At 61.2% G+C, this 19,651-nt stretch carries 24 protein-coding genes; 9 read left to right on the forward strand and 15 right to left on the reverse strand.

Going from position 1 to position 19,651, the window contains the following annotated elements; all coding sequences use genetic code 11:
* Positions 1 to 166: 166 nt before the first annotated feature.
* Positions 167 to 637: an MEKHLA domain-containing protein gene (locus FHX03_RS12500; RefSeq protein WP_183853881.1), complete on the forward strand. Its 471-nt coding sequence runs from the start codon at positions 167 to 169 to the stop codon at positions 635 to 637.
* Positions 638 to 689: 52 nt separating this feature from the next.
* On the opposite strand, the gene maiA is transcribed toward FHX03_RS12500, so the two are convergent.
* From maiA to hppD, 4 genes are read right to left on the reverse strand one after another with little or no spacing between them, the layout of a single operon-like run.
* The gene (gene maiA, locus FHX03_RS12505) at positions 690 to 1,322 is read right to left on the reverse strand and encodes a maleylacetoacetate isomerase (RefSeq protein ID WP_183777784.1); all 633 of its coding nucleotides are present in this window, start codon (positions 1,320 to 1,322) and stop codon (positions 690 to 692) included.
* Positions 1,319 to 2,344 carry a fumarylacetoacetate hydrolase family protein gene (locus FHX03_RS12510; protein WP_183777785.1) on the reverse strand — a complete coding sequence of 342 codons (1,026 nt, stop codon included), beginning with the start codon at positions 2,342 to 2,344 and terminating at the stop codon, positions 1,319 to 1,321. The genes maiA and FHX03_RS12510 overlap by 4 nt, the downstream gene beginning before the upstream one ends.
* 18 nt (positions 2,345 to 2,362) lie before the next feature.
* Positions 2,363 to 3,724 (reverse strand): homogentisate 1,2-dioxygenase, encoded by a 1,362-nt coding sequence (gene hmgA / locus FHX03_RS12515; protein ID WP_097625174.1) that lies wholly within the window; start codon positions 3,722 to 3,724, stop codon positions 2,363 to 2,365.
* A 59-nt stretch (positions 3,725 to 3,783) separates the two neighbouring features.
* On the reverse strand, positions 3,784 to 4,893 hold the full coding sequence (gene hppD, locus FHX03_RS12520; protein WP_097625173.1) for a 4-hydroxyphenylpyruvate dioxygenase: 1,110 nt from the start codon (positions 4,891 to 4,893) through the stop codon (positions 3,784 to 3,786).
* 129 nt (positions 4,894 to 5,022) lie between these two features.
* On the opposite strand from hppD, the gene FHX03_RS12525 reads away from it, so the two are divergent.
* On the forward strand, positions 5,023 to 5,523 hold the full coding sequence (locus FHX03_RS12525) for an Lrp/AsnC family transcriptional regulator (RefSeq protein WP_097625172.1): 501 nt from the start codon (positions 5,023 to 5,025) through the stop codon (positions 5,521 to 5,523).
* Between the two features lie 35 nt (positions 5,524 to 5,558).
* Here FHX03_RS12525 and FHX03_RS12530 read toward each other — a convergent pair whose 3' ends face one another.
* The gene (locus FHX03_RS12530; protein WP_097625171.1) at positions 5,559 to 6,020 is read right to left on the reverse strand and encodes an Lrp/AsnC family transcriptional regulator; all 462 of its coding nucleotides are present in this window, start codon (positions 6,018 to 6,020) and stop codon (positions 5,559 to 5,561) included.
* 124 nt (positions 6,021 to 6,144) lie between these two features.
* On the opposite strand from FHX03_RS12530, the gene FHX03_RS12535 reads away from it, so the two are divergent.
* Positions 6,145 to 6,936 carry a phenylalanine 4-monooxygenase gene (locus tag FHX03_RS12535; RefSeq protein WP_097625170.1) on the forward strand — a complete coding sequence of 264 codons (792 nt, stop codon included), beginning with the start codon at positions 6,145 to 6,147 and terminating at the stop codon, positions 6,934 to 6,936.
* A gap of 48 nt (positions 6,937 to 6,984) precedes the next feature.
* On the opposite strand, the gene FHX03_RS12540 is transcribed toward FHX03_RS12535, so the two are convergent.
* The 7 genes from FHX03_RS12540 to FHX03_RS12570 all read right to left on the reverse strand — a co-directional run bounded on the left by FHX03_RS12540 (position 6,985) and on the right by FHX03_RS12570 (position 11,593).
* Positions 6,985 to 7,992 carry a L,D-transpeptidase family protein gene (locus FHX03_RS12540; RefSeq protein ID WP_183853883.1) on the reverse strand — a complete coding sequence of 336 codons (1,008 nt, stop codon included), beginning with the start codon at positions 7,990 to 7,992 and terminating at the stop codon, positions 6,985 to 6,987.
* 77 nt (positions 7,993 to 8,069) lie between these two features.
* Positions 8,070 to 8,954, reverse strand: a complete 885-nt coding sequence (locus tag FHX03_RS12545; RefSeq protein WP_183853885.1) for a hypothetical protein — start codon at positions 8,952 to 8,954, stop codon at positions 8,070 to 8,072.
* A gap of 108 nt (positions 8,955 to 9,062) precedes the next feature.
* A complete protein-coding gene (locus FHX03_RS12550; protein ID WP_183853886.1) occupies positions 9,063 to 9,377 on the reverse strand; it encodes a hypothetical protein in 315 nt (104 codons plus the stop codon).
* A 92-nt stretch (positions 9,378 to 9,469) separates the two neighbouring features.
* Complete coding sequence (locus tag FHX03_RS12555; RefSeq protein WP_183853889.1) at positions 9,470 to 10,051, reverse strand: BA14K family protein; 582 nt, start codon at positions 10,049 to 10,051, stop codon at positions 9,470 to 9,472.
* Positions 10,048 to 10,215 (reverse strand): hypothetical protein, encoded by a 168-nt coding sequence (locus FHX03_RS12560; RefSeq protein ID WP_165503983.1) that lies wholly within the window; start codon positions 10,213 to 10,215, stop codon positions 10,048 to 10,050. Before FHX03_RS12560 ends, FHX03_RS12555 begins: the two co-directional genes overlap by 4 nt.
* Before the next feature lie 47 nt (positions 10,216 to 10,262).
* Positions 10,263 to 11,084, reverse strand: coding sequence for a DUF1236 domain-containing protein (locus tag FHX03_RS12565; RefSeq protein WP_183853891.1), 822 nt, complete (start codon positions 11,082 to 11,084; stop codon positions 10,263 to 10,265).
* Between the two features lie 110 nt (positions 11,085 to 11,194).
* The gene (locus FHX03_RS12570; RefSeq protein ID WP_097625449.1) at positions 11,195 to 11,593 is read right to left on the reverse strand and encodes a DUF1236 domain-containing protein; all 399 of its coding nucleotides are present in this window, start codon (positions 11,591 to 11,593) and stop codon (positions 11,195 to 11,197) included.
* Between the two features lie 199 nt (positions 11,594 to 11,792).
* Here FHX03_RS12570 and FHX03_RS12575 point away from each other — a divergent pair, with 199 nt between their 5' ends.
* Positions 11,793 to 12,074, forward strand: a complete 282-nt coding sequence (locus FHX03_RS12575; RefSeq protein WP_183853893.1) for a hypothetical protein — start codon at positions 11,793 to 11,795, stop codon at positions 12,072 to 12,074.
* 62 nt (positions 12,075 to 12,136) lie between these two features.
* Here the strand turns inward: FHX03_RS12575 and FHX03_RS12580 are convergent, their stop codons facing one another.
* Positions 12,137 to 12,988 carry a class I SAM-dependent methyltransferase gene (locus FHX03_RS12580; protein ID WP_183853895.1) on the reverse strand — a complete coding sequence of 284 codons (852 nt, stop codon included), beginning with the start codon at positions 12,986 to 12,988 and terminating at the stop codon, positions 12,137 to 12,139.
* A 162-nt stretch (positions 12,989 to 13,150) separates the two neighbouring features.
* Here FHX03_RS12580 and FHX03_RS12585 point away from each other — a divergent pair, with 162 nt between their 5' ends.
* From FHX03_RS12585 to FHX03_RS12595, 3 genes are all read left to right on the forward strand, one after another.
* The gene (locus FHX03_RS12585; RefSeq protein ID WP_003587132.1) at positions 13,151 to 13,327 is read left to right on the forward strand and encodes a hypothetical protein; all 177 of its coding nucleotides are present in this window, start codon (positions 13,151 to 13,153) and stop codon (positions 13,325 to 13,327) included.
* Between the two features lie 63 nt (positions 13,328 to 13,390).
* Entirely contained in the window at positions 13,391 to 14,779 is a 1,389-nt protein-coding gene (locus FHX03_RS12590; protein ID WP_097625162.1) for a sensor histidine kinase, read from the forward strand.
* A gap of 2 nt (positions 14,780 to 14,781) precedes the next feature.
* Positions 14,782 to 15,405, forward strand: a complete 624-nt coding sequence (locus FHX03_RS12595; RefSeq protein ID WP_097625161.1) for a response regulator — start codon at positions 14,782 to 14,784, stop codon at positions 15,403 to 15,405.
* Positions 15,406 to 15,436: 31 nt separating this feature from the next.
* Here the strand turns inward: FHX03_RS12595 and FHX03_RS12600 are convergent, their stop codons facing one another.
* On the reverse strand, positions 15,437 to 15,940 hold the full coding sequence (locus FHX03_RS12600) for a hypothetical protein (RefSeq protein ID WP_183853897.1): 504 nt from the start codon (positions 15,938 to 15,940) through the stop codon (positions 15,437 to 15,439).
* A 308-nt stretch (positions 15,941 to 16,248) separates the two neighbouring features.
* Here FHX03_RS12600 and FHX03_RS12605 point away from each other — a divergent pair, with 308 nt between their 5' ends.
* Together FHX03_RS12605 and xth are read left to right on the forward strand one after the other, a co-directional pair.
* Complete coding sequence (locus FHX03_RS12605; RefSeq protein WP_097625159.1) at positions 16,249 to 16,746, forward strand: hypothetical protein; 498 nt, start codon at positions 16,249 to 16,251, stop codon at positions 16,744 to 16,746.
* Between the two features lie 9 nt (positions 16,747 to 16,755).
* Positions 16,756 to 17,547 (forward strand): exodeoxyribonuclease III, encoded by a 792-nt coding sequence (gene xth, locus FHX03_RS12610; RefSeq protein WP_183853899.1) that lies wholly within the window; start codon positions 16,756 to 16,758, stop codon positions 17,545 to 17,547.
* A gap of 14 nt (positions 17,548 to 17,561) precedes the next feature.
* Here the strand turns inward: xth and FHX03_RS12615 are convergent, their stop codons facing one another.
* A complete protein-coding gene (locus tag FHX03_RS12615; protein WP_183853901.1) occupies positions 17,562 to 19,646 on the reverse strand; it encodes an FAD-binding protein in 2,085 nt (694 codons plus the stop codon).
* Positions 19,647 to 19,651: the final 5 nt, after the last annotated feature.

The following is a 19,651-nucleotide window of genomic DNA, read 5'->3' on the forward strand; positions in this document are numbered from 1 at the left end:
ATGCACAACGGGCGATCTTCTGGCAAGTGTCACAATCAGAAGTGTTGAGACAAGGTAAATGCCGGTCCTCGCCGGAAAGGATCACGGTTCGCAAGACATCATAGACCTATTCAATGAATATCGGCTATGTCGCCTGCACCGAAGCAGTTGACCAACGAGGCACTTCGTGACTTCTATTTATGGCAATCACGCCCTTGACCTGAGGAGCGATCCCGATTTCTTCTCCCTCCTCGCCGGCAGCCACCTGCGCATTATCGGTCGTCCTCTTGTTCAGGAGGGGCAAGGGCCGGACTGGCTCTACAACCTCGCGCCTTTCGTGGTCCTCGCGCACAATGCCCTGCCCGACCCGCGCTTCATTTATGCGAACCGCATCGCGCAGACCTGCTTCGAATATAGCTGGGATGAATTCATTACGCTGCCCTCGCGGCTTTCGGCCGAGCAGCCGGATCGCGCCGAGCGTCAGCGGCTGCTGGACAGCGTGACCCGCGATGGTTTTGTCGAGAATGGCCGCGGCCTCCGGATCGCGAAATCGGGGCGGCGTTTCTGGATCGAGAACGTGACCGTCTGGCAGCTTATCGACGAAAGCGGAACGCGACTGGGCCAGGCGGCGACGTTCCCTTCGTGGCGGGACGCGTAGTCTCTCCGCCCAATCGCCGAGCCTCAGCCTGCGTTGTACCCGGGCGGTGACGTCACGGCTTTACGCGATCGGGATGCGCTGCCTGGAAGGCCGGTAGTTCGGCGCATCGGGCGTCGACATCGACGATGCGTTTGAGATGCGTGAGATCAACGCCCCAGCGACGGGCGTTATAGACTTGCGGGACAAGGCAGAGGTCGGCCATCGTTGGCTGATCGCCGAAGCTGAAGGTTCCGCCGGCGTCATCGATCATCGCCTCCAGTTTGCCAAGCCCGTCGGCGATGAAATGCTTCATCCACTCCTCGCGGGCGTCAGCCTTCTCGGTCACCTCAATCAGATGCGCCACGACATTCAGGTTGCAGATCGGATGGATGTCCATGGCGACCGCATAGGCCAACACGCGTACATGCTGACGGTCGGTGATGTCCGATGGTAGCAATCGACATTCCGGGCGCAGCTCGGCCAGGTATTCGATGATGGCCAGCGACTGGGTCAGAACTTGCCCGTCGATCACCAGGGTCGGCACGAACCCCTGCGGATTGAGCGCGAGATAGTCCGGCTTCCGATGCGCTCCCTCCAGAAGGTTGACTGGCACCGTCCTGTAGTCGATCTCCAGCAGGTTGAGCGCGATGCGGACACGATAGCTCGCCGACGATCGCCAGTAGTCGTAAAGAACGACCTCGCTCATTGCGGCCTCGCTCCGCCATAGCGTTCGACGGTCTGCTCGATCGCCCCGAAGATCGAATGGCCGGCACGGTCCTTCATCTCGATGCGGACCTGGTCGCCGAACCGCATGAAGGGCGTAGTCGGCGAACCGGTTTCGATCGTCTCGATCATCCGGATTTCGGCGATGCAGGAATAGCCGTCGCCACCATCTTCGACCGGCCGGCCCGGGCCGCCGTCCCGCTTGTTGGACACCGTTCCCGAGCCGATGATCGTTCCGGCCGCGAGACTGCGGGTCTTGGCGGCATGGGCAATCAGCTGGCCGAAATCGAAGGTCATGTCGATGCCGGCATTGGCCTTGCCGAAGGGTTTGCCGTTCAGGCTGACGAGCAGCGGCAGATGCAGCTTGCCGCCATCCCACGCCTCCCCCAGCTCGTCCGGCGTCACCGCAACAGGCGAAAAGGCCGAGGCCGGCTTGGACTGGAAGAAACCGAATCCCTTGGCCAGTTCCTCGGGGATCAGGCCGCGCAGCGACACGTCGTTGACGAGCATCACTAGGCGGATGGCGTCGCGGGCGGCCTCAGAGCTTGCCCCCATGCCGACGTCGCCGGTGATGACGGCGACCTCGCCCTCCATATCAATGCCATGAGCCTCGTCGGCCGCGACGATCGGATCGCGCGGCGCGAGGAAGACATCCGAGCCGCCCTGGTACATCAGCGGGTCGGTCCAGAAGCTTGCCGGCATCTCGGCTCCGCGGGCCTTGCGCACCAGTTCGACATGGTTGACGTAGGCGGAACCGTCGGCCCATTGATAGGCCCGCGGAAGAGGTGACGTAGCGTCATGCTCGTGAAAACGGAGCGTCGGCTGGGCGCCGGTCTCGATGCCTTCGGCAATCAGCCGGAGTCTCGGCGCCACATGCTCCCAGTCGTCGAGGGCTGCCTGCAGCGTGCGGGCGATGTGGCCGACTTCCGAGCAGCGGGTCAGGTCGCGGGACACGACGACGAGGCGGCCGTCCCTGGTGGAGTCCTTCAAGGTCGCAAGTTTCATGTGTCGATTCCGATGCTATCACTTGATACCGGGGGTTCCGTCGAACTTGCGTTCCAACCCGTCCCAGCACTCGAGATAATCGTCCTGCAGCGTTTCCAGCTCGGCGGCGTATTTCGTCAGTTGCTGCGGGTATCGGGTCTCGAACATGAAGGCCATGGTGTGATCGAGCTTCACCGGTTTGAGCTCGGCATTGGCTGCCTTTTCGAAGGCGAGCGCATCCGGCCCGTGCGGCAGCATCATATTGTGCAGGCTGATGCCGCCGGGCACGAAGCCCTCCTCCTTGGCGTCATACTGGCCATGGATCAGCCCCATGAACTCGCTCATGATGTTGCGATGATACCAGGGCGGACGGAAGGTATGCTCGGCCACCAGCCAGCGCGGCGGAAAGATCACGAAATCGACATTCGCCGTGCCGGCATCTTCGGTCGGCGCGGTCAGCACCGAAAAGATCGACGGATCGGGATGATCGAAGAGGATGGCGCCGACCGGAGAAAATGTCCTGAGATCGTATTTGAACGGGGCATAATTGCCGTGCCAGGCCACGACATCGAGCGGCGAATGGCCGATCTCGGTGACATAGAATTTTCCGCACCACTTCACATGCACGCGGCAAGGCTTCTCCTTGTCCTCGTAGGTGGCGACAGGCGTCTTGAAATCGCGCGGGTTCGCCAGGCAGTTGGCGCCGATCGGGCCACGTTCCGGCAGCGTGAATTTGGCGCCGTAGTTTTCACAGATGTAACCGCGCCAGACCGGCTGCTCGCCGATCCTGAGGACCTTGAACATCATGCCGCGGGGGATGAGGCATATTTCCAGCGGCTCCACATCCATGATGCCCATTTCGGTGAACACCCTGAGGGCGCCGAGCTGCGGCACGATCAGCAGTTCGCCATCGGCGTTGAAGAAGTAATCGTCGACCATGTCCTCATTGAAGACATAGGCATGGGCCGACATGCCGACCTGGGTCACGGCATCGCCTGCCGTCGTGATCGTCCGTACTCCTTCCAGAAAATTCAGTCTTTCGGTCGGCGCGGGGATAGGGTCCCAGCGAAGCTGGCCGAGAGGGAGCGAATGCTCGTCGAGGCAGGGCGCGGTCTTCCAGAGCGGATAGGAAGCGTTGGAGAAGCGGCGGGTGTGACGCACGCTCGGGCGGATGCGGTAAAGCCAGGACCTCTCGTTCGTGCCGCGCGGGGCGGTGAACGGCGAGCCGGAAAGCTGCTCGGCATAGAGGCCGTAATTGCATTTCTGCGGGCTGTTCTGGCCCTGCGGCAAGGCGCCGGGAAGCGACTCGGTTTCGAAGTCGTTGCCGAAACCCGGCATATATTTCAGTGTGTCCGTCGCCGCGGCTTCACCGCCGGACGTCTGGATCGATGTCTGGTCCATGCTCAACTCCTCCCATCACTCTCGCTGCGCCGCGCGTCTTTTCAGACGTGCGAGAGAGTTTACTCCGCCGCCGTCCCGATGACACCACGCTTGATCTGATCGGCCTCGATCGACTCGAACAGCGCCCGGAAATTGCCTTCGCCGAAGCCTTCGTCGCCCTTGCGCTGGATGAATTCGAAGAAGATCGGGCCGATCACGGTTTTCGAGAAGATCTGCAGCAGGATTTTCGTCATGCCGCCATTCACCACGCCCTCCCCGTCGATCAGGATGCCGTGCTTCTTCATGCGCTCGATCGGTTCGCTATGGCCGTTCACCCGTTCATAGGACATGTCGTAATAGGTCTCCGGCGGACCCGGCATGAAGCGCAGGCCGTTGTCGGCAAGCCGGTCGGTGGCGCCGTAAATATCCTCGGTGCCGACGGCGATGTGCTGGATGCCCTCGCCCCGGTACTTCTTCAGATATTCCTCGATCTGGCTGGTGTCGTCCTTCGATTCATTCAGCGGAATGCGAATCTTGCCGCAGGGCGAGGTGATGGCGCGGCTGACCAGACCGGTGATGCGACCGTCAATGTCGAAGAAGTGGATCTGCTTGAAATTGAACAGCTCGCGGTAGAAATCCCACCACTTGTCCATATTGCCGCGGAAGACATTGTGCGTGAGATGGTCGAGATAATAGAAGCCGATCCCCTCAGGACGCGGATTGCGCTCACCAAGCCAATCGAACTCGACATCGTAGGCCGATCCCTTGGCGCCATAGGTCTCGACGAAATAGAGCAGCGAGCCGCCAATGCCGACAATTGCCGGAACATCAAGCATCTTGTCGTCACCTTCATAGGGAACGGCGCCTTTCGACACGGCATGGTCGAAAGCATGTTTGGCGTCGACGACCCGCCAGGCCATCGATGCGGCGCAGGGACCGTGCTTATCGACAAAGTGAGCGGCATGGCTGCCGGGCTCGGCATTGACGACATAGTTGATGTCGCCCTGGCGCCAGACGGTGATGTCTTTCGTCTTGTGCCTGGCAACGGCTACATAGCCCATGCGCGTGAAAAGTTCGCTGAGCTTCTCGGGTTCGGGATGCGCGAACTCAACGAATTCGAAGCCGTCGGTGCCGGCCGGGTTGTCGGCGGTGATTTCGGATGGCGGCGCATCATGCGGGAAAGGACCCATTTTCTCCTCCTGACGAGATGGAGTTTAACTGTGCAAAGTGTGGCGCAAAACACGTGCAAAATCCTTGCATTCTTCATATAAAGAGAAGATATTATGCACGGTTCGTGAGCAATGTGGAGATTTCTTGCAATGGATGAACAGCTCGACAAATTGGATTTGCGCCTGCTCGAGGAACTGCAAAAGGACGGCAGGTTGACGAATAACGAACTGGGGGATCGTATCGCGCTTTCACCGTCGCAATGCTCGCGCCGGCGCACGCGGCTGGAAGCCGAGGGCTATATTCGCAGCTACCGGGCCTATCTCGATCGGGAGAAGCTGGGCCTGGATATGCTGGTGGTCATTTCCGTGACGCTTGCGACCCACAATAGAGACAATGCCCGCCGATTTTCGCAGTTGATCAACGGGCTGCCGGAGGTTCTCGAAGCCTATGCCTTGACGGGTGAAATGGACTACCACCTGAAGGTGGCGGCCCGCGGCCTCGCCGACCTTTCAAAATTCGTCAACGACGTTCTCTTGCCGCACGAGTCGGTCCAGCACGTGAAGACCTCGATCGTGCTCGACACGCTGAAGACATTCGAGGGCTTTCCTGTGCACATGCCGGGCGGCCGGCATGGCGACAGCATGCGATAAGTTTGAAAACATCCCCGCCCCGCCGGCGGCAGGCGTCAGAGCGGCAATTCGGTCGAGAATTTCAGTTCGCGCAGCACGAAGCTCGAGACCACGGTGCGCACGTGCGGGTTGCGCATAAGGTAGCGCGTCATGAAGGCTTCGTAGCTTTCCACGTCCCTCGCCCGGATCTTGAGCATATAGTCGAAGGCGCCCGACAAGGCATAACACTCCATGATCTCCGGCCGCTCCAGCACCACCGTAGCGAAAGAGGCGACTGCCTCTTCATGGTGATCTTCCAGCGTCACATGCGCGATCACGCAGAGCTTGAGATCGAGTTTGCCGGGATCGAGCAGCGTCACCCGCTTGCGGATAACACCGTCGGCTTCAAGTTCCTGGATCTTCCGCCAGGCGGAGCTCTGCGACATGCCGGCCTTCTCAGCAAGATCTGCCAGCGACAGGCTGCCGTCGGCCTGGATGAGCTGCAGAAGGGTGCGGCGAAAATTCCCAGTTTCTTTCATTTCTAGCCCCAGGCTCGGGAAAATTTGCCACCATTATTGCAAGACCCAAGATGAAAGAAAAGAAAATCCGCCGAAGCTGGAGGATAATGGCAACCATATCGTCGTGTTCCGGGAGGATCAGCCTATGACCAAGGAAAGCAGCTACACCGCTAAATTGCCCGGCCCGGACGGCCTTTATGACTACACACCCGAGGAAGACGCGATCTGGGGCGAACTCTACCGGCGCCAGATGAAGATGCTGGCCGATACTGCCTGCCGCGAATATCTAGACGGCGTCACATTGCTGGGGCTCAAGCCGGAGAAAGTGCCGCAGCTTCTCGATGTGAACAGGCGCCTGAACGAGACCACCGGCTTCGGCGTCGAAGGCGTGCCGGCGCTCATCCCGCCCTCGCGCTTTTACGAGCTTCTGTCGCAAGGCAAATTCCCGCTGGCAACCTTCCTGCGCCGCCGCGAGCATATCGACTATATCGAGGAACCTGACCTCTTCCACGAGGTGTTCGGCCATTGCCCGCTGCTGACCAACCAGAGCTATGCCAATTTCGTGCGCCATTTCGGCGAAACCGCCGTCCGTCTCGGCAAAGGTTATTCCTGGCACCTGTTCCGCATCTTCTGGTTCACCGTCGAATTCGGGCTGATCAACACGCCGCAGGGCCGCCGCTGCTTCGGCGCAGGCATTGTCTCGTCGCCAAGCGAAGCGAAAGCGGCAACCGAAGGCACGACCTGCGAGTTTCGGCCGTTCGATCTGCTGAGTGTGCTGAGGACGCCCTACCGCATCGATATTCTCCAGCCGATCTACTACGTCATCGACAGCTTTGCCGATCTGGAGGCGATCGTGGAGCAGGATATCGAGGGCACGATTCTCAAGGCGAAATCGCTCGGTGATTTCGCTCCCGCTTTCGAAGCCAAGGCTTCGTAAACGCCGACGGAGCGAAACGAGGGCGGGGATTTGGCGATCTCTTCCCTCTCACTTCGGAGCGGCTGAACTTCGATCGACGAAATCGACCAGGATGCCCGGCTTGACCATGCCGGCCAGTTCTTCAACGTCCCAGTTCGTCAGCCGCACGCAGCCATGCGAGCCAACCTTGTCGATCAGCTTTGGCTCAGGTGTCCCATGTATGCCATAGGTCGGCTCGGTCAGATCGATCCAGACGGTGCCGACCGGGCCGTTCGGCCCTTTCGGAATGGTCAGGACCTTGTCGTTCTTTCCCTGCTTGAAGTTGCGCTTCGGGTCATAGCGGTAGACCGGCATTCTCGCGACGCCCTTGACCTTGTGTTTGCCCGACGGCGCCGGGTTGTCTTCGCTGCCGATCGTCGCGGGATAGACTGCAAGCAGCGCTCCGTCCTCAGCATAGGCGAGCACCTGGCCCGTCTTCCTGTCGGCCTCGATCCTCTTGACCTTGCCTTTCCTCGGGGGACCGGGATTCACCACCCAAACCGTGTCGCCAGGCGCAAATTGCGAAGCCGGGTTGAGCGCATTGACGAGATCGATACCCATGTGGAACCGCTCGGACAGCTTTTCCGCAACGCTGGTATATCCCAGGCTCTGCATCTTGGCCTTCTCGCCATAATCCTCGGGTATCCGATCGACGAGGCCCTTGGCATCGTCCGCCGAGACGACATAGCTTTCAACGATCGGGATCAGGGCATCCTCTTCCAACCGGGAAACGACGTTCGGATCCGGCCTGCCATCGACGGGCAGGTTGTTCATGGCCTCGAAACCGGCCACCGCCTTGTTGACGTTCTCGCCGGCGAGCCCGTCAATGACGCCAGGAGATGCGCCTGCCCGGTCGAGAAGGACCTGGAGGCGGACGATTGCCGGGTCCGGATCTTCGGACGAGCGCTTTTCTGTTTTGATTGATGCAATCGAAGCGGCGTTGATCGCATGGGGTTTGAGTTCCGCCGCGACACCATCGCCAACGGAGATGATCAAAGCGAGCAGCGACATCGACAGGGCTGTTTTCATAGACGACAAATGGCCATCGCCGAAACTTGTTCCATCGAGCAAAGATCCTCGGACTTTAGGCTTAGCCGCTTATGTCCTCCTTCAAATCACAGGTGCGTCCCACGCCTCCTGGCTTCCCGCGATCTTGCCGCGCGCCGCGCCGGCCTCAGTTCCGCAATCGTCGGCAGCCACCACTCGGCGCCTTGAACGGCAGGCGTTTTCGCAGGCCAGGTGCGGAGGAGTTCTTCGAGCGTGGGCGCCCGCCAATATCCCCAGACGTGATCCTCCGTCACGCCGGGATAGAAATCCGCGACGATATCCGGGTCGGCCAGTTCGCCGGTGATCTCAGTAAAGATGACAATGCCGTAGGAGATGGCGACCGGTCTTCCCAGCGGCGGCAGGTCGTTGCCGGGAAGCGGGTAGCGATGACGCTTTCGTTCCGCAGAGCGCAGCTTGCTGCGCATTTCCAATTCCGTCCCTTTCCGCTCCTCGGCCCGGCGCCGTCTCTCTTCCGGCTCGTTTCTGCGAGCCGCCGCCTCGATATCGGGCCATCTGCGCCTGAGGTCCTCATAGGATCGGAAAGGAACGTGCCATATTCTGAGATCGCCGTCCCAGCGAGAGAACGGCACCTCGCGCAGTTCGTCGACGACGGTTTTCGAGTATGGCGTGCGGATTCGAAAACCTGCCTTGCCGAGTTGAAGATAAGGGCTGTCGATCGGATCGAAGGAAAAAGAGTCGCGCCCCTTGGCATCCGCATGGGCGTCGGCTTCGGCCTCCAGCTCCGCAAGCCATCGGCCGATGCGGCGGGGCGCCGTCCGGCCGGGGACGAACCAGGCCTTGCGAGCGTCGCTCCAGCGGGCACGGGGGAAACGCTTTCGGAACTGCTCGACGGTCATCCTGTCGTAGGGGAAGGACACGTCGGCACCGGGCTTGGGATCATCTCCGCCGGCCGGCACCTCGTCACGATCTGCCGGGGATTTTGTTTCGGTCATGGACAGAGAACGTTTGCACGAAGGGATCGGTTTCCAGTGGACGGCCGGAAGCGACCAAATTTGCACTTGGAAAAACGAGGCCGCGAAAAGACTGAGGCCAATTCCTCTTCAGTGAATTGTCTTCAATCGCGTTTCCGCTTGTGAGACATCCTGCAGGGTCGCCATGAGCTTTTCAAATTCGTTCAGGACACGATTGAATTCGGCGTCGGGCATGCCGGTGATCTCCGCTATCGTCGAGGAAACGGAGACAATGAGCCTGTCGATCCAGATGCAGCGATCGGCCGGTACATGGCCGAGAACCTCACGCCGATGGGTCTGCAGCTCGCGCAGAATGCGGACGATAAGGGCGCCTCGGTCCGCCCTGCTCAGGAACCGGAGCCTTGCCTGCGCCCTCTGAATTTCCGTTACCAGCGTCGTCGCCATCCCCTGATCTCCGACCCTCAATGCAACCGATATCACAACCGTAGCGTTTGAAACACGGACTTAGGTCCGACATTGACGCGGCATGGCGATGATCAATTGCTCGCCGCCACGATGACCGGCGCGTCGCAGTTGCGCCGCGGCCCGCCCCACGGCTGATATGTATTGTCCTCAGGCCGATACGACCTGTAGCGAGCGGCGCACCAGGCCGCCGCCTGCGGGTTCACTTGCGGGCTCGCGCTTTCATCGGCCGCTGCGACATCAAGCTGGTGCGGCGAAGAGCAGGCGCGGATCTCACCGCCGTAGGATCGATAGCTGTTGGTCGCAGGATCGAAGGAGCGGTAGCGTTGTGCGCACCAGGCAAGGTGCTCGGCCGAAAATTTTGGTTGCGGCGGTGGGGGTTCGGTTGACGGGCTGGTGGGGTCCGGCTTCGCCCTTGCCGTCATGGCGGCCGGCGCCTCGGTGACATAGCTGGAATAGACGGGCGCAACCCGTTCATAGCGCTGCCGATGGGGCTCGACTTTCACCGGCCCTGTCGTCCAAAGATCGGGCTCGGCGAGGTTCTGCAAGGCATGCGGTTGGGAATCCGCCACGACGTGGGAGGCAACGGATGCGGCGGCTATGCAGGCCCCGACCGAGCTGACAATGCCGAAAGCGACGGATGCGAGGCCGTTCATTGTCCTGTTCCCTGCTGTTGCACCTGTGGAACCCAGACGCGGCCAGCCGTGCTGCCTTGTCGGCCGCCGGTGACGACAAGTATGGCGAGGATACCGGCGATCGCCAGCAGAATGGCGATCAGCGGCAGAGCCAGGCCAGCGGATTTCTCTTCGGAATAGATCATGTTCCTCTCCTTCATCCCGGCTGCGCAAGGCCGCCGGGTGCCGGCTGCTATGCCGAGATGATGTAGACGATCGTCAACGCAGAGGGATCGACGATGACGATCCGGCCGTCGGCGAGGATGAAGAAACGATAGGCCTTGTACTGCGGAACGATTTCCACGATCCGCGGCGGCAGCGGCTCGAGCCTGATCTTCTTCGGGATGGCCGTGCCGACCGAAACCGTGAAATCCGTCTCACGAACCGGCTCGACATGAACGTCCTTCACGACAGTCCGGATTTCCGTCTGCTGCTCGACCGAGATGTTGACGTTGGTCGTGTTGTTCGCCTCGGTCTTGGCGGTGTTCTTGGTGTTGCTGTCGACGGACGTGTTGTTGTTCTCGACGTTCGTCTTGCTGTTGGACTGGGTCTCGGTCGAACTGCCGGAAGACTTCGCGGCATCGCCGGATTTTTGGGTTTCGCCACCGATCGAGGTGCCGGTGGATGTCTGGGAGTCCTGGCTGCCGGCGGGCTTCTGGCTTTCCGTCGAGGACTCTTTCGACTTGGGCGTCTTCGAGCTGTCAGAGCTTCTGGACTGCATCTTTGCGCCCGGCTCGGTTGCCGTCTGACCGGAGGATCCATCGGTGGCGGCCCCAGAGGATGCGCCCGACGAGCTTCCGTCGGAGCCTGAAGGTTGCCGCGTGCCCTGGCTTGTCGATGCGCCCGCACCGCCCGCTTCCGGCTGCTGCGCGGCACCACCGCTGGACTGGTCGTTCTGAGCCGCACCCTTCTTAGGCAGGATCGGCGCATCCTGCGCCGAGGCGGATATGATGCCGATTGGCGAGACGCCGATCGAGAGTGCCGTCATCAGGACGGCGGGTATCCTGGTCTTCATAACAATCTCACTGATTTTGTCCGCACGACGTCGCTACTGCGCGCCGTGCGGCCGTTCTAAACGATGATTTCGGGAGTGAGCCGCGGAACGGGGCCGCGGAGAGGATCAAGTCACTTGATAACCTGGATCACCTTGCGGGATGACGGTTCGACAATGACACGTTCATCATTGACCACCGCGTAGGCATATGTCGGATCATCCGGAATGGGCGTCACGACGACCGTTTCCGGCAGCGGCTGTCCGACGACAACCTTCTCCTTGACAACCACGCGCGCCGATGGGGCCGGAGCCTCGCGGACATAGGTGACAACCTTCTGCGGCGGCGGATCGATCGCGGTGCCCACGACCGCGCCGGCAACCCCGCCGACAGCAGCGCCGACGGGACCGCCGACGATTGCCCCAGTGACCGCACCGCCGGCCGCGCCATTGACGGTCGAGGACTGGGCGAATGCAACGCCTGACATAAGAGCCGCGGCGGTTGCCGCGCCGACGATAAGCTTGGAGAGCATATTTTCCTCCTTCTGTTTTGAAGCGGCCTTGGTGACCGCTGCCAAACCAACCAGTTGGAAGCGGGGTCGTTCCACGCCCCGGACCTCAGTCCGATCGATCCCGGCCTTTGGTCCTAAACGCATTTCAATGTTCGTTGCGGGCGCTACTTTCAGATCGAAAGGCGTTGTCGTTCCGGGCCTAAGCAGGAGAAAGAACGAGATGGCACGATCCAACCGCAGGGAGGCGGGACGCAGACGCCTGGCGATGCGGCTGCCGGAGATGCGGAAGCTGATCATGGAAACGCGCGACCCACGGCTGCTCCAGCTTTTCGAGGCCTACCAGATGGCCGTCGAAGCGCGCGACGCCATTCGCAAGCGGCGGTTCGATTGGAAACTGGTGCGGGAGTACGACGAGACCTGTTTCGAGATCGAAAAACATGTCATCCGCGCCATACACGAACCTCCCCTTGCGAACAGACAGAAGGCCGGCGAGCCGTCATAGCGTGCCGGATAGGCCTTTGAACATAGCGTGTGGAGGGTGATTGGTGCGCAGCCCCCAGGGAACTACGAAACGCTGCCGGCGACGACCAAGGCGCTCATGCCGCCGCTAGGACGAGCTCCGTGACGCGCTTCCACGCGCTCGGCCACCTCATCGACGATCTCGGACATGCGTTCCGGCGCCCGCCATTCGATCTCGCCCCGCAGAAGCGTGCCCTGGCAGAATGCGGCTGCGACGTCCTGGGCGCTGGCCGCGACGGAGGTCAATTCGAGCCGGTCGCAGGTCACTGCCTTAAATCCTGCCGACGACATCTGCGCCTTGATGGCGCCGGGGTCGAAGTAGGAGTACGGCAAGCGCCGGAGAAAATCCGGAGGGTCGGATGGGAAGAGACCTGCCAGACATTCGTCGACACAGCTCGCGAAGTCGTTGGCCGAAAGTGAATCCCACGTCGAAAACAGAAAGCGGCCTTTGCTGCGCAACACTCTTTCAGCCTCGCTATAGGCCTTCACCTTGTCGGGAAAGAACATTGCGCCGAACTGGCAGATGACCAGATCGAACATCTCAGGCGCGAAGGGAAGATTTTGCGCATCGGCGTGCATCCAGTGGGTCCGCGACATCGTCACCGTTGGCGCGCCGATATCGATCATCGCCTGGCTGAGGTCGGTGGCAACGATTTCCGTGGGCGGATCAAGCGTTGCGCGCAGAGCGCGCGTCAAGGCGCCCGTCCCCGCAGCGAGTTCGAGAACGCTTCCAGGTTTCGACTGGTCGGCGGCGATCGCCATCTCCGCCGCATAGGGCTCGAAGAGGATGGGCACCAGGAGGGTCTGGTAAAGCTCGGCCATACCTTCATCGAATGGTGGGGCAGAAGTGGCAAATGCGGCGGCAGCGCCGTTCTCGATGTCAGCAGAAATTGTCACTCGCAAATCTCCAGAACCCCGAACCTTTCAGTGCTGAAATATGACTGAATCTGGTGACGTCCACGGGGGCCGGACCTAGGTCCGAGGCCTGTCAGACCGAAGTCCCGGGGGTGGAACGCGGACAGGACCGCGCCGTTTCGAAGGGGTGAAGGAGATCCTGAAATGGCTCAGACTAACAGATCCCGCGTCAATGACGCCTGCAACGTGTGCGTCGTCGCCCTTGTCGTCGTCCTGGCGGCTCTTCTCTACGTTTTCGGTGCAGCCATGTCCGGCGATACGCTCCAATTGACGAAAAGTATAAGAGGTGCCGAAATCTTCGATACCAGGGATGTCCCCTGACGCCGTCTGGAAAAATTTCGAGGAAGCGATAGGTTAGTCGGCAAGTCTCTTACCGGTATCACAATGAATTGGCTTCGCCGCTGGAATGCCCGCTCACTCGCCTCCCAGTTCTTCATCGCAGGTGGGTTGATCTCGATTGCCGCCATGTTCCTGGTGGGCATTCTCGTTACCCATCTCATCGAGGAGGCGGTCATCCACAATTCCGGTGCGGCAACGGCCCTCTATGTCGACAGCGTAGTCGCGCCGCTGCTTCCAGACATGCAAACGGCATCATTTCTGGATGAAGGCAGCGCGCAGGCTCTGGACGAAACACTTGGTCAGGGCGCGCTCGGCAGGCGGCTTGTTTCGTTCAAGCTGTGGCGAAGCGACGGCACCATCCTCTACTCGAACGAAAAGGAACTGGTCGGCAAGACCTTTGCGGTCAACGACAAGCTCCGAAATGCCTTCGCAGGGTCTCTCGTTGCGCGCTACGAAATCGCCGACGATCCGGAAAGCGAGAAAGAGCGCGCACTCGGCAAGCCGCTGATGGAAATTTACAACCCTGTGCTCCAGCCATGGTCCGGACAGGCCGTCGCCGTCATCGAATTCTACGAGACCGCGGAAGGACTGGGCGACAGTCTGGCAAATGCCAGGCTTCGGAGCTGGGCCGCCGTCGCCGCTCTGACAGCAATCTTTTTCCTGGTTCTCGCCGTCCTGGTGTTTCGGGTCAGCCGCACGATCGAAGCGCAAAGGAAAGATCTCAAGGAACGGGTCAACGACCTGTCTGCGCTGCTGGCGGAAAACCGTGGGCTGCAGCGGCGGCTACAGCGCGCCTCCCAGCGCGTGGCGGCGCTGAACGAAACATATCTGCGCAGCATCGGCGCCGATCTGCACGACGGCCCGGCCCAGCACATTGCCTATGCCTCGCTGCGGCTGGACAGCGATATGTTGATCAATGCCTCGACACCGCCCGAAGCGCGGGAAAAGGAGCTCGCATGGATACGTTCGAGCCTTGCCGAGGCGATGACCGAGATTCGTAATATCTGCAGCGGGCTGGTGCTCCCGCAGATCGAAAAATCCTCGATCAGCGAGATCGTCACCCGGGTGGTCGAAGCGCATCAGCACAAGACCGAGACTCGTGTCGAAACAATTATCGACGACGATGGACCCGAACCCGCACCTGCCGTAAAGATCTGTATCTATCGCTTCGTTCAGGAAGCCTTGAACAATGCCTATCGCCACGGCGGCGGTATTCAGCAGACTGTAAGCGCCGCCTCGCACAATGGACATGTTCATGTCGAGGTCAGCGACCGCGGCGATGGGTTCGACCCGATGGAGGTGAGGCCGACGAGCCTCGGCCTGGTGGGGCTGCGCGAACGGATCGACAGCCTGGGAGGATCCTTCGACGTCAAGACGGGCGAAGGAGGGACGACGGTAACCATGACCTTCGAGCCTATGGAAGTGGGAGATTAGACATGACATCCATCACGATCGGCGTCGTGGACGACCATCCGCTTTTTCGCGAGGGCGTAACCCGGAGCCTATCCGAGATCAGCGACTTTGCCGTCGTTGGGGAAGGCGCCAGCAGCGATGACGCTGCGATGATCGCTGCGAACAACCATCCCGACATCATGCTCCTCGATGTCTCGATGCCCGGCGGCGGGCTGTCGGCGATCAGCGATGTGCTGACGCGGAGTCCGGCAACGAAAGTGCTGATGTTGACGGTATCCGAAGAGGTGGACACGCTGATGGCAGCCCTGCAACGGGGCGCAATGGGCTATGTTCTCAAAGGTGTCGGTTCGCGTGGTCTCGCTGAAGCCATCCAGACTGTCCTGAGCGGATCACGATATATCTCGCCGACGATGTCGACAAAGGTCATGGAGAATTCGCTGAATGGCAGCGCGACCGAGAAGAACGGTCTGACGCCACGGGAACGCGAGGTGATGGATCTCGTCGCTCAAGGCTTGTCAAACAAGCATATCGGCCTGCGTCTCAGCCTGCAGGAAAAGACGGTGAAGCATCATATGACACAGATTCTGAGCAAGCTCGGCGTTTCGAACAGGACTGAAGCGGCTCTACAATGGCGCCAGCAGCGCTAGACCAGATGTCCGCATCCCCGCTTTGGGCTTTTTAGCGAACGTAGCGGCCGAGCCGGCGGGCATCGTTTGCGGTCGCTTGCCGGCTTATGATCGTCCTGCCCTTTCCGTCCTTCATCACGTAGCGGCCACGCCTCAGGGTTTCGGTAATGCCGTTCGCGTGGCGGACGTCGATTGAGCCATCGGACGCTTCGGTCGCTGTTGCCCCCGATTCCTGCGAGGCGCTCGCGGAGGAAGAGGCAGAGGATCCGGCACCATTGCTGGAGCTTCCACCGGCGCTATTGCCCGAACCGCTATTGCCGTTGCTGCCACTGTTGCCGTTACCGTTGCCTCCGCCGTTGCCGTTGCCGCCGCCGTTTCCTCCGCCGTTGCCGTTTCCATTGCCATTCCCGTTATTGCCGTCCTTTGCCCGGGCGCTTTCTACCGCCAGAACAGGAAGGAAGCCGTCAAGGTTGAATGTGGCCGGCGATGCGGCTGCGACGAGAGCAATGGCCGCGCTGCCGCCCAATCTCAGAAAATCACGTTTCGAGAACGTCATACCATAGCCTCGTCCGCTCTTCGCCGTCTTACGCAATATAGACGCTGGCCAATTTTCGCCGTTCCGGCGGATAAATGCAACCGGACCTAGGTACTAGATCGGGCCGGACTTTGGTCCCGCCCGCCGGATTGCCGGGGCTATCAGCGAGGAAAAGTCCGAACGACTGTCGCTGGTGCTGGATTGCCCAGCGCGCCATCGGCGATATTCGCCTCCTCGTCAATACATGGCCGCATCAGGCGAATGCATTTTTCTGGAACTTCTTTCCTCGTCACCGATTTGATTGTCGAAGAGCAACAGAGGAAACAGTGATGGCAAACCCGAACGAATCCCCCGCAGTCCAATCCCTGCGAAAAGAGCAGGCAGAGCAGCAAAGAAGGGCTCGAAAGGGTGAGCTCGACAGAGGCATCGAGGGCACCTTCCCGGCCTCCGACCCAGTGTCGGCCACCCATACCTCGATCCCTGCCGGCCGCAGCGATATCGAGGCGGCTGAGCGGGTAAAGCGGGAGCCCGATCCGACCAGGCTCGACGAGGCGTATCCGCTCGTCGACCAAGCGCTGCGCTCGACCGGCGAAACCGGCGGCTTCGCCGAAGCCTCCGATTTCGATCGCGGCGAAAGGCGCACGCTTCAGAGAGAAGCCGGCCGCGTGGCGGAAACCGCTTCGGAGGTGGCTTCCGGGACGGCTCGTCTGGCAAAGGCGGAAGCGCGAAGCTTTGTCCAGGACGTCGAAGATCGGATACGCCAGCAGCCGTTGACGGCGGTCGCGATTGTTGCCGGCATTGCCTTCGTCTTCGGAGCGACGCGTTGAGCGATCAGCGTGAAAATTGCAACCTATAACGTCAACGGGATCAATGGACGGCTGGCCATCCTATTGCGCTGGCTCAAGGAGGATGCCCCTGATGCGGTCTGCCTGCAGGAACTGAAGACAGACGACGCCGGGTTTCCGCGAAAAGAGATGGAACGATCCGGCTACGGCGCCGTCTGGCACGGGCAGAGATCCTGGAACGGGGTTGCCATATTGGCGAAGGGCAAGACGCCGATCCTGACGCGGCGCGGTCTTCCCGGCGATCCCGACGACACCCACAGCCGCTATATCGAAGCCGTCATCGGCGGCACCGTGATCGGATGCCTCTATCTGCCGAACGGCAATCCCTTCCCAGGCGCCAAGTTCGACTACAAGCTTCGCTGGTTCCGTCGCCTGCACGACTACGCCGCCGAACTCCTGGAACTCGGCGTGCCGTCGATCCTGGCCGGCGACTTCAACGTCATGCCGACGGAGATCGACGTCTACAAGCCGGAACGGTGGCTCGACGACGCGCTTTTCAGGCCGGAGGTTCGCAAGGCCTATGCCAATCTCGTCGGCCAGGGCTGGACCGACGCCGTCAGGCATCTGCATCCAGACGAGCGCATTTACACCTTCTGGAAATACTGGCGCAACAGCTTTGAACGCGACGCGGGGCTACGGATCGACCACTTCCTGCTCAGCCCGGCCGTCGCGCCATGGCTTCGATCGGCGACTGTCCGGAGAAAGCCGCGAGGCTGGGAGCATACCAGCGATCATGCGCCCGTCATGATCGAACTCGACGTTCCCAGCGCTGCAGCCATTTGAGCCGCTATGCCGGCTCATTCATCCGCGCCGAGATCATAGATGCGGCCTGTCAGCCAGGCTGGCCAGTCTCGCTCGAAGAAGGATTTGGCATTTTCATCCAAAGTGCGGTTTGCACGCTTGGAAAGCCTGACCTCATCGCCCTCGAGTCGAACGACGATCTGCTCGTGCCTATGCGCGTCGCTTTCCTTCCGGAAGCGATATTCCTCCAACGGGCCTGCCTTCGCATGCGGAAGGGATTCGCCCTCGCCATCGCATACCGCCCGCGCTCCGCGGCTGCCGCCGCCATCGCGGATGAAGAAGTCGAGCGCGGTGAGCACCGCTTCCGAGGCGAGCGCCATATGCCGCCATTGCACGCCCCGGACCGCCTCGGCGGCGCGGCCGTAGGCGATACCTTCCGCGCGAATGTCGGCATTCAGCTTACGCGCTTCGATCAAGGCCCGGCTGACGCTCTCCTGATCACAGATGATGCCGGCCTTCTCGCTCATCCGCGCCTGCACCTCCGAGCGGATCGATTTGACGGTGAGCGGGCTCTCTGAGCGAAGAGCGGCCAGCAGTTTTGTGATGCCTGCTTCTGCTATAGCTGAGATCTCACCCGCGGCGGCCCGCTTCGCTCTTCCGCTTGCGCTGATATGCTCGGCCGCCCGGGTGCCGAAGACTTGCCCCGCATTCAGCGCCGCTCCACCGGGCCTTGTTACCCCATGTGTGCCCGCCGCTTCGCCGACCGCGTAACAGCCTGCAAGATTGCTGCGGCCCCAGGTGTCGACCATGATGCCGCCGTTCATGTGCTGGTTGTTGACGGCGAATTCCAGCGGCTCGGCGGCAATGTCGATTTTGTAGCGGCGGTAGAGCTCGATCGCGAGCGGGTTCATGTGCTTCAGTCGATCGATCGGCATGTCCTGGCCGGCGCCGGCTTTGCCGAGATAGAGGCGGACGTCTTCGTCAAGTCTTTCCAAACTGAACGGCAAGTCGCCCGGCACCGGCGGCGGATTGCGGTTGAAGTCCATGAAGACACGCCGTCCCGCGGCCGTCTCGCAGTGGATGGCGAGGTCTACCAAGCTCGAGCCGAAATCGAGCATGCGCGTTGCATGAAACGGCCATTGATAGCCCTTGCGGAAGACGTTCGACGCCAATTCCTGCGTGCTGCGGTAATATTGCGCCAGGAAATGATGTTCGACGCCTTCGGCATCGACCGAGTAGAGATGCGGGATTGCCTGGACGTAAGTGCCCGACAGATTCCACGGGAAGCCTTCTCTGCGCGTTCCGATGCCGAACTGGCTTTCGGTCAGGTTAACGAGCTCGACGCCTGCCTCGAGCGCCAGCCCGAGCGAACCGAAGCAGCCATTGGGATAGACGCTGTCGCGGTAAAGCTCGCCCGGCCCGCCCGCTGCAAGCACGATCACGTCGCTGACGAACAAGGCGATGCCCAGCGGGTTTTCTTCCGTGCGGTCGCCGGCGCGCATGGCGAGTATGCCGACGCCATGGCGGCCCGCTCCCTCACCCTCGGTGAGGATTTTGACTGCGGTGGTCTGGTTGTAGAAGGGCACATTGAGACGGAGCGCCTCCTCGGCCAGCACTTTGACCATCAGGCGCGAGGTGCGCGGGCCGCAGCTGGTGGCGCGGCCGACCTCGTCATGGTCGGTCTGATATCGCAGCGTTCCGCCAAGCGGATCCTGCGGCAGCGGCAGGCCCAGGAACTGCAGCGATGCCATCATCCGCGACGAGCCGATCGCTTCGACATAGGCCGTGTCCTCGTCCATGGCACCGCCGCTGCGGATGGCGCGGGCCATCGCCTTGTAATTGTCGCCCTGATCCGCCGTGTTGGCCGTGTGCAGGGTCTGCTTGTCCGAACCGGAGCAGGCCGAGGTTCCGCCCCAGGCGCTTTGACTGACGATGACGACATCATCGCCGCGCCGCTTCATTTCCACGGCCGCACGCAGACCTGCCGCACCGGATCCAACGACGACACAGCCGGCTCCATAGATCGGCACGTCGACACCGGCGAGCCGAGCCATTGCCGGGGGACCGGCTTCAAGCGGAAGCCTGGGCATATCGACATCGGTCAGCGCGTCGAGAATTTCCTGCGGGACGTCTATGGTCATCGGCA

It is taken from the genome of Rhizobium sp. BK456 (assembly GCF_014194045.1).
GTDB lineage: Bacteria > Pseudomonadota > Alphaproteobacteria > Rhizobiales > Rhizobiaceae > Rhizobium > Rhizobium redzepovicii.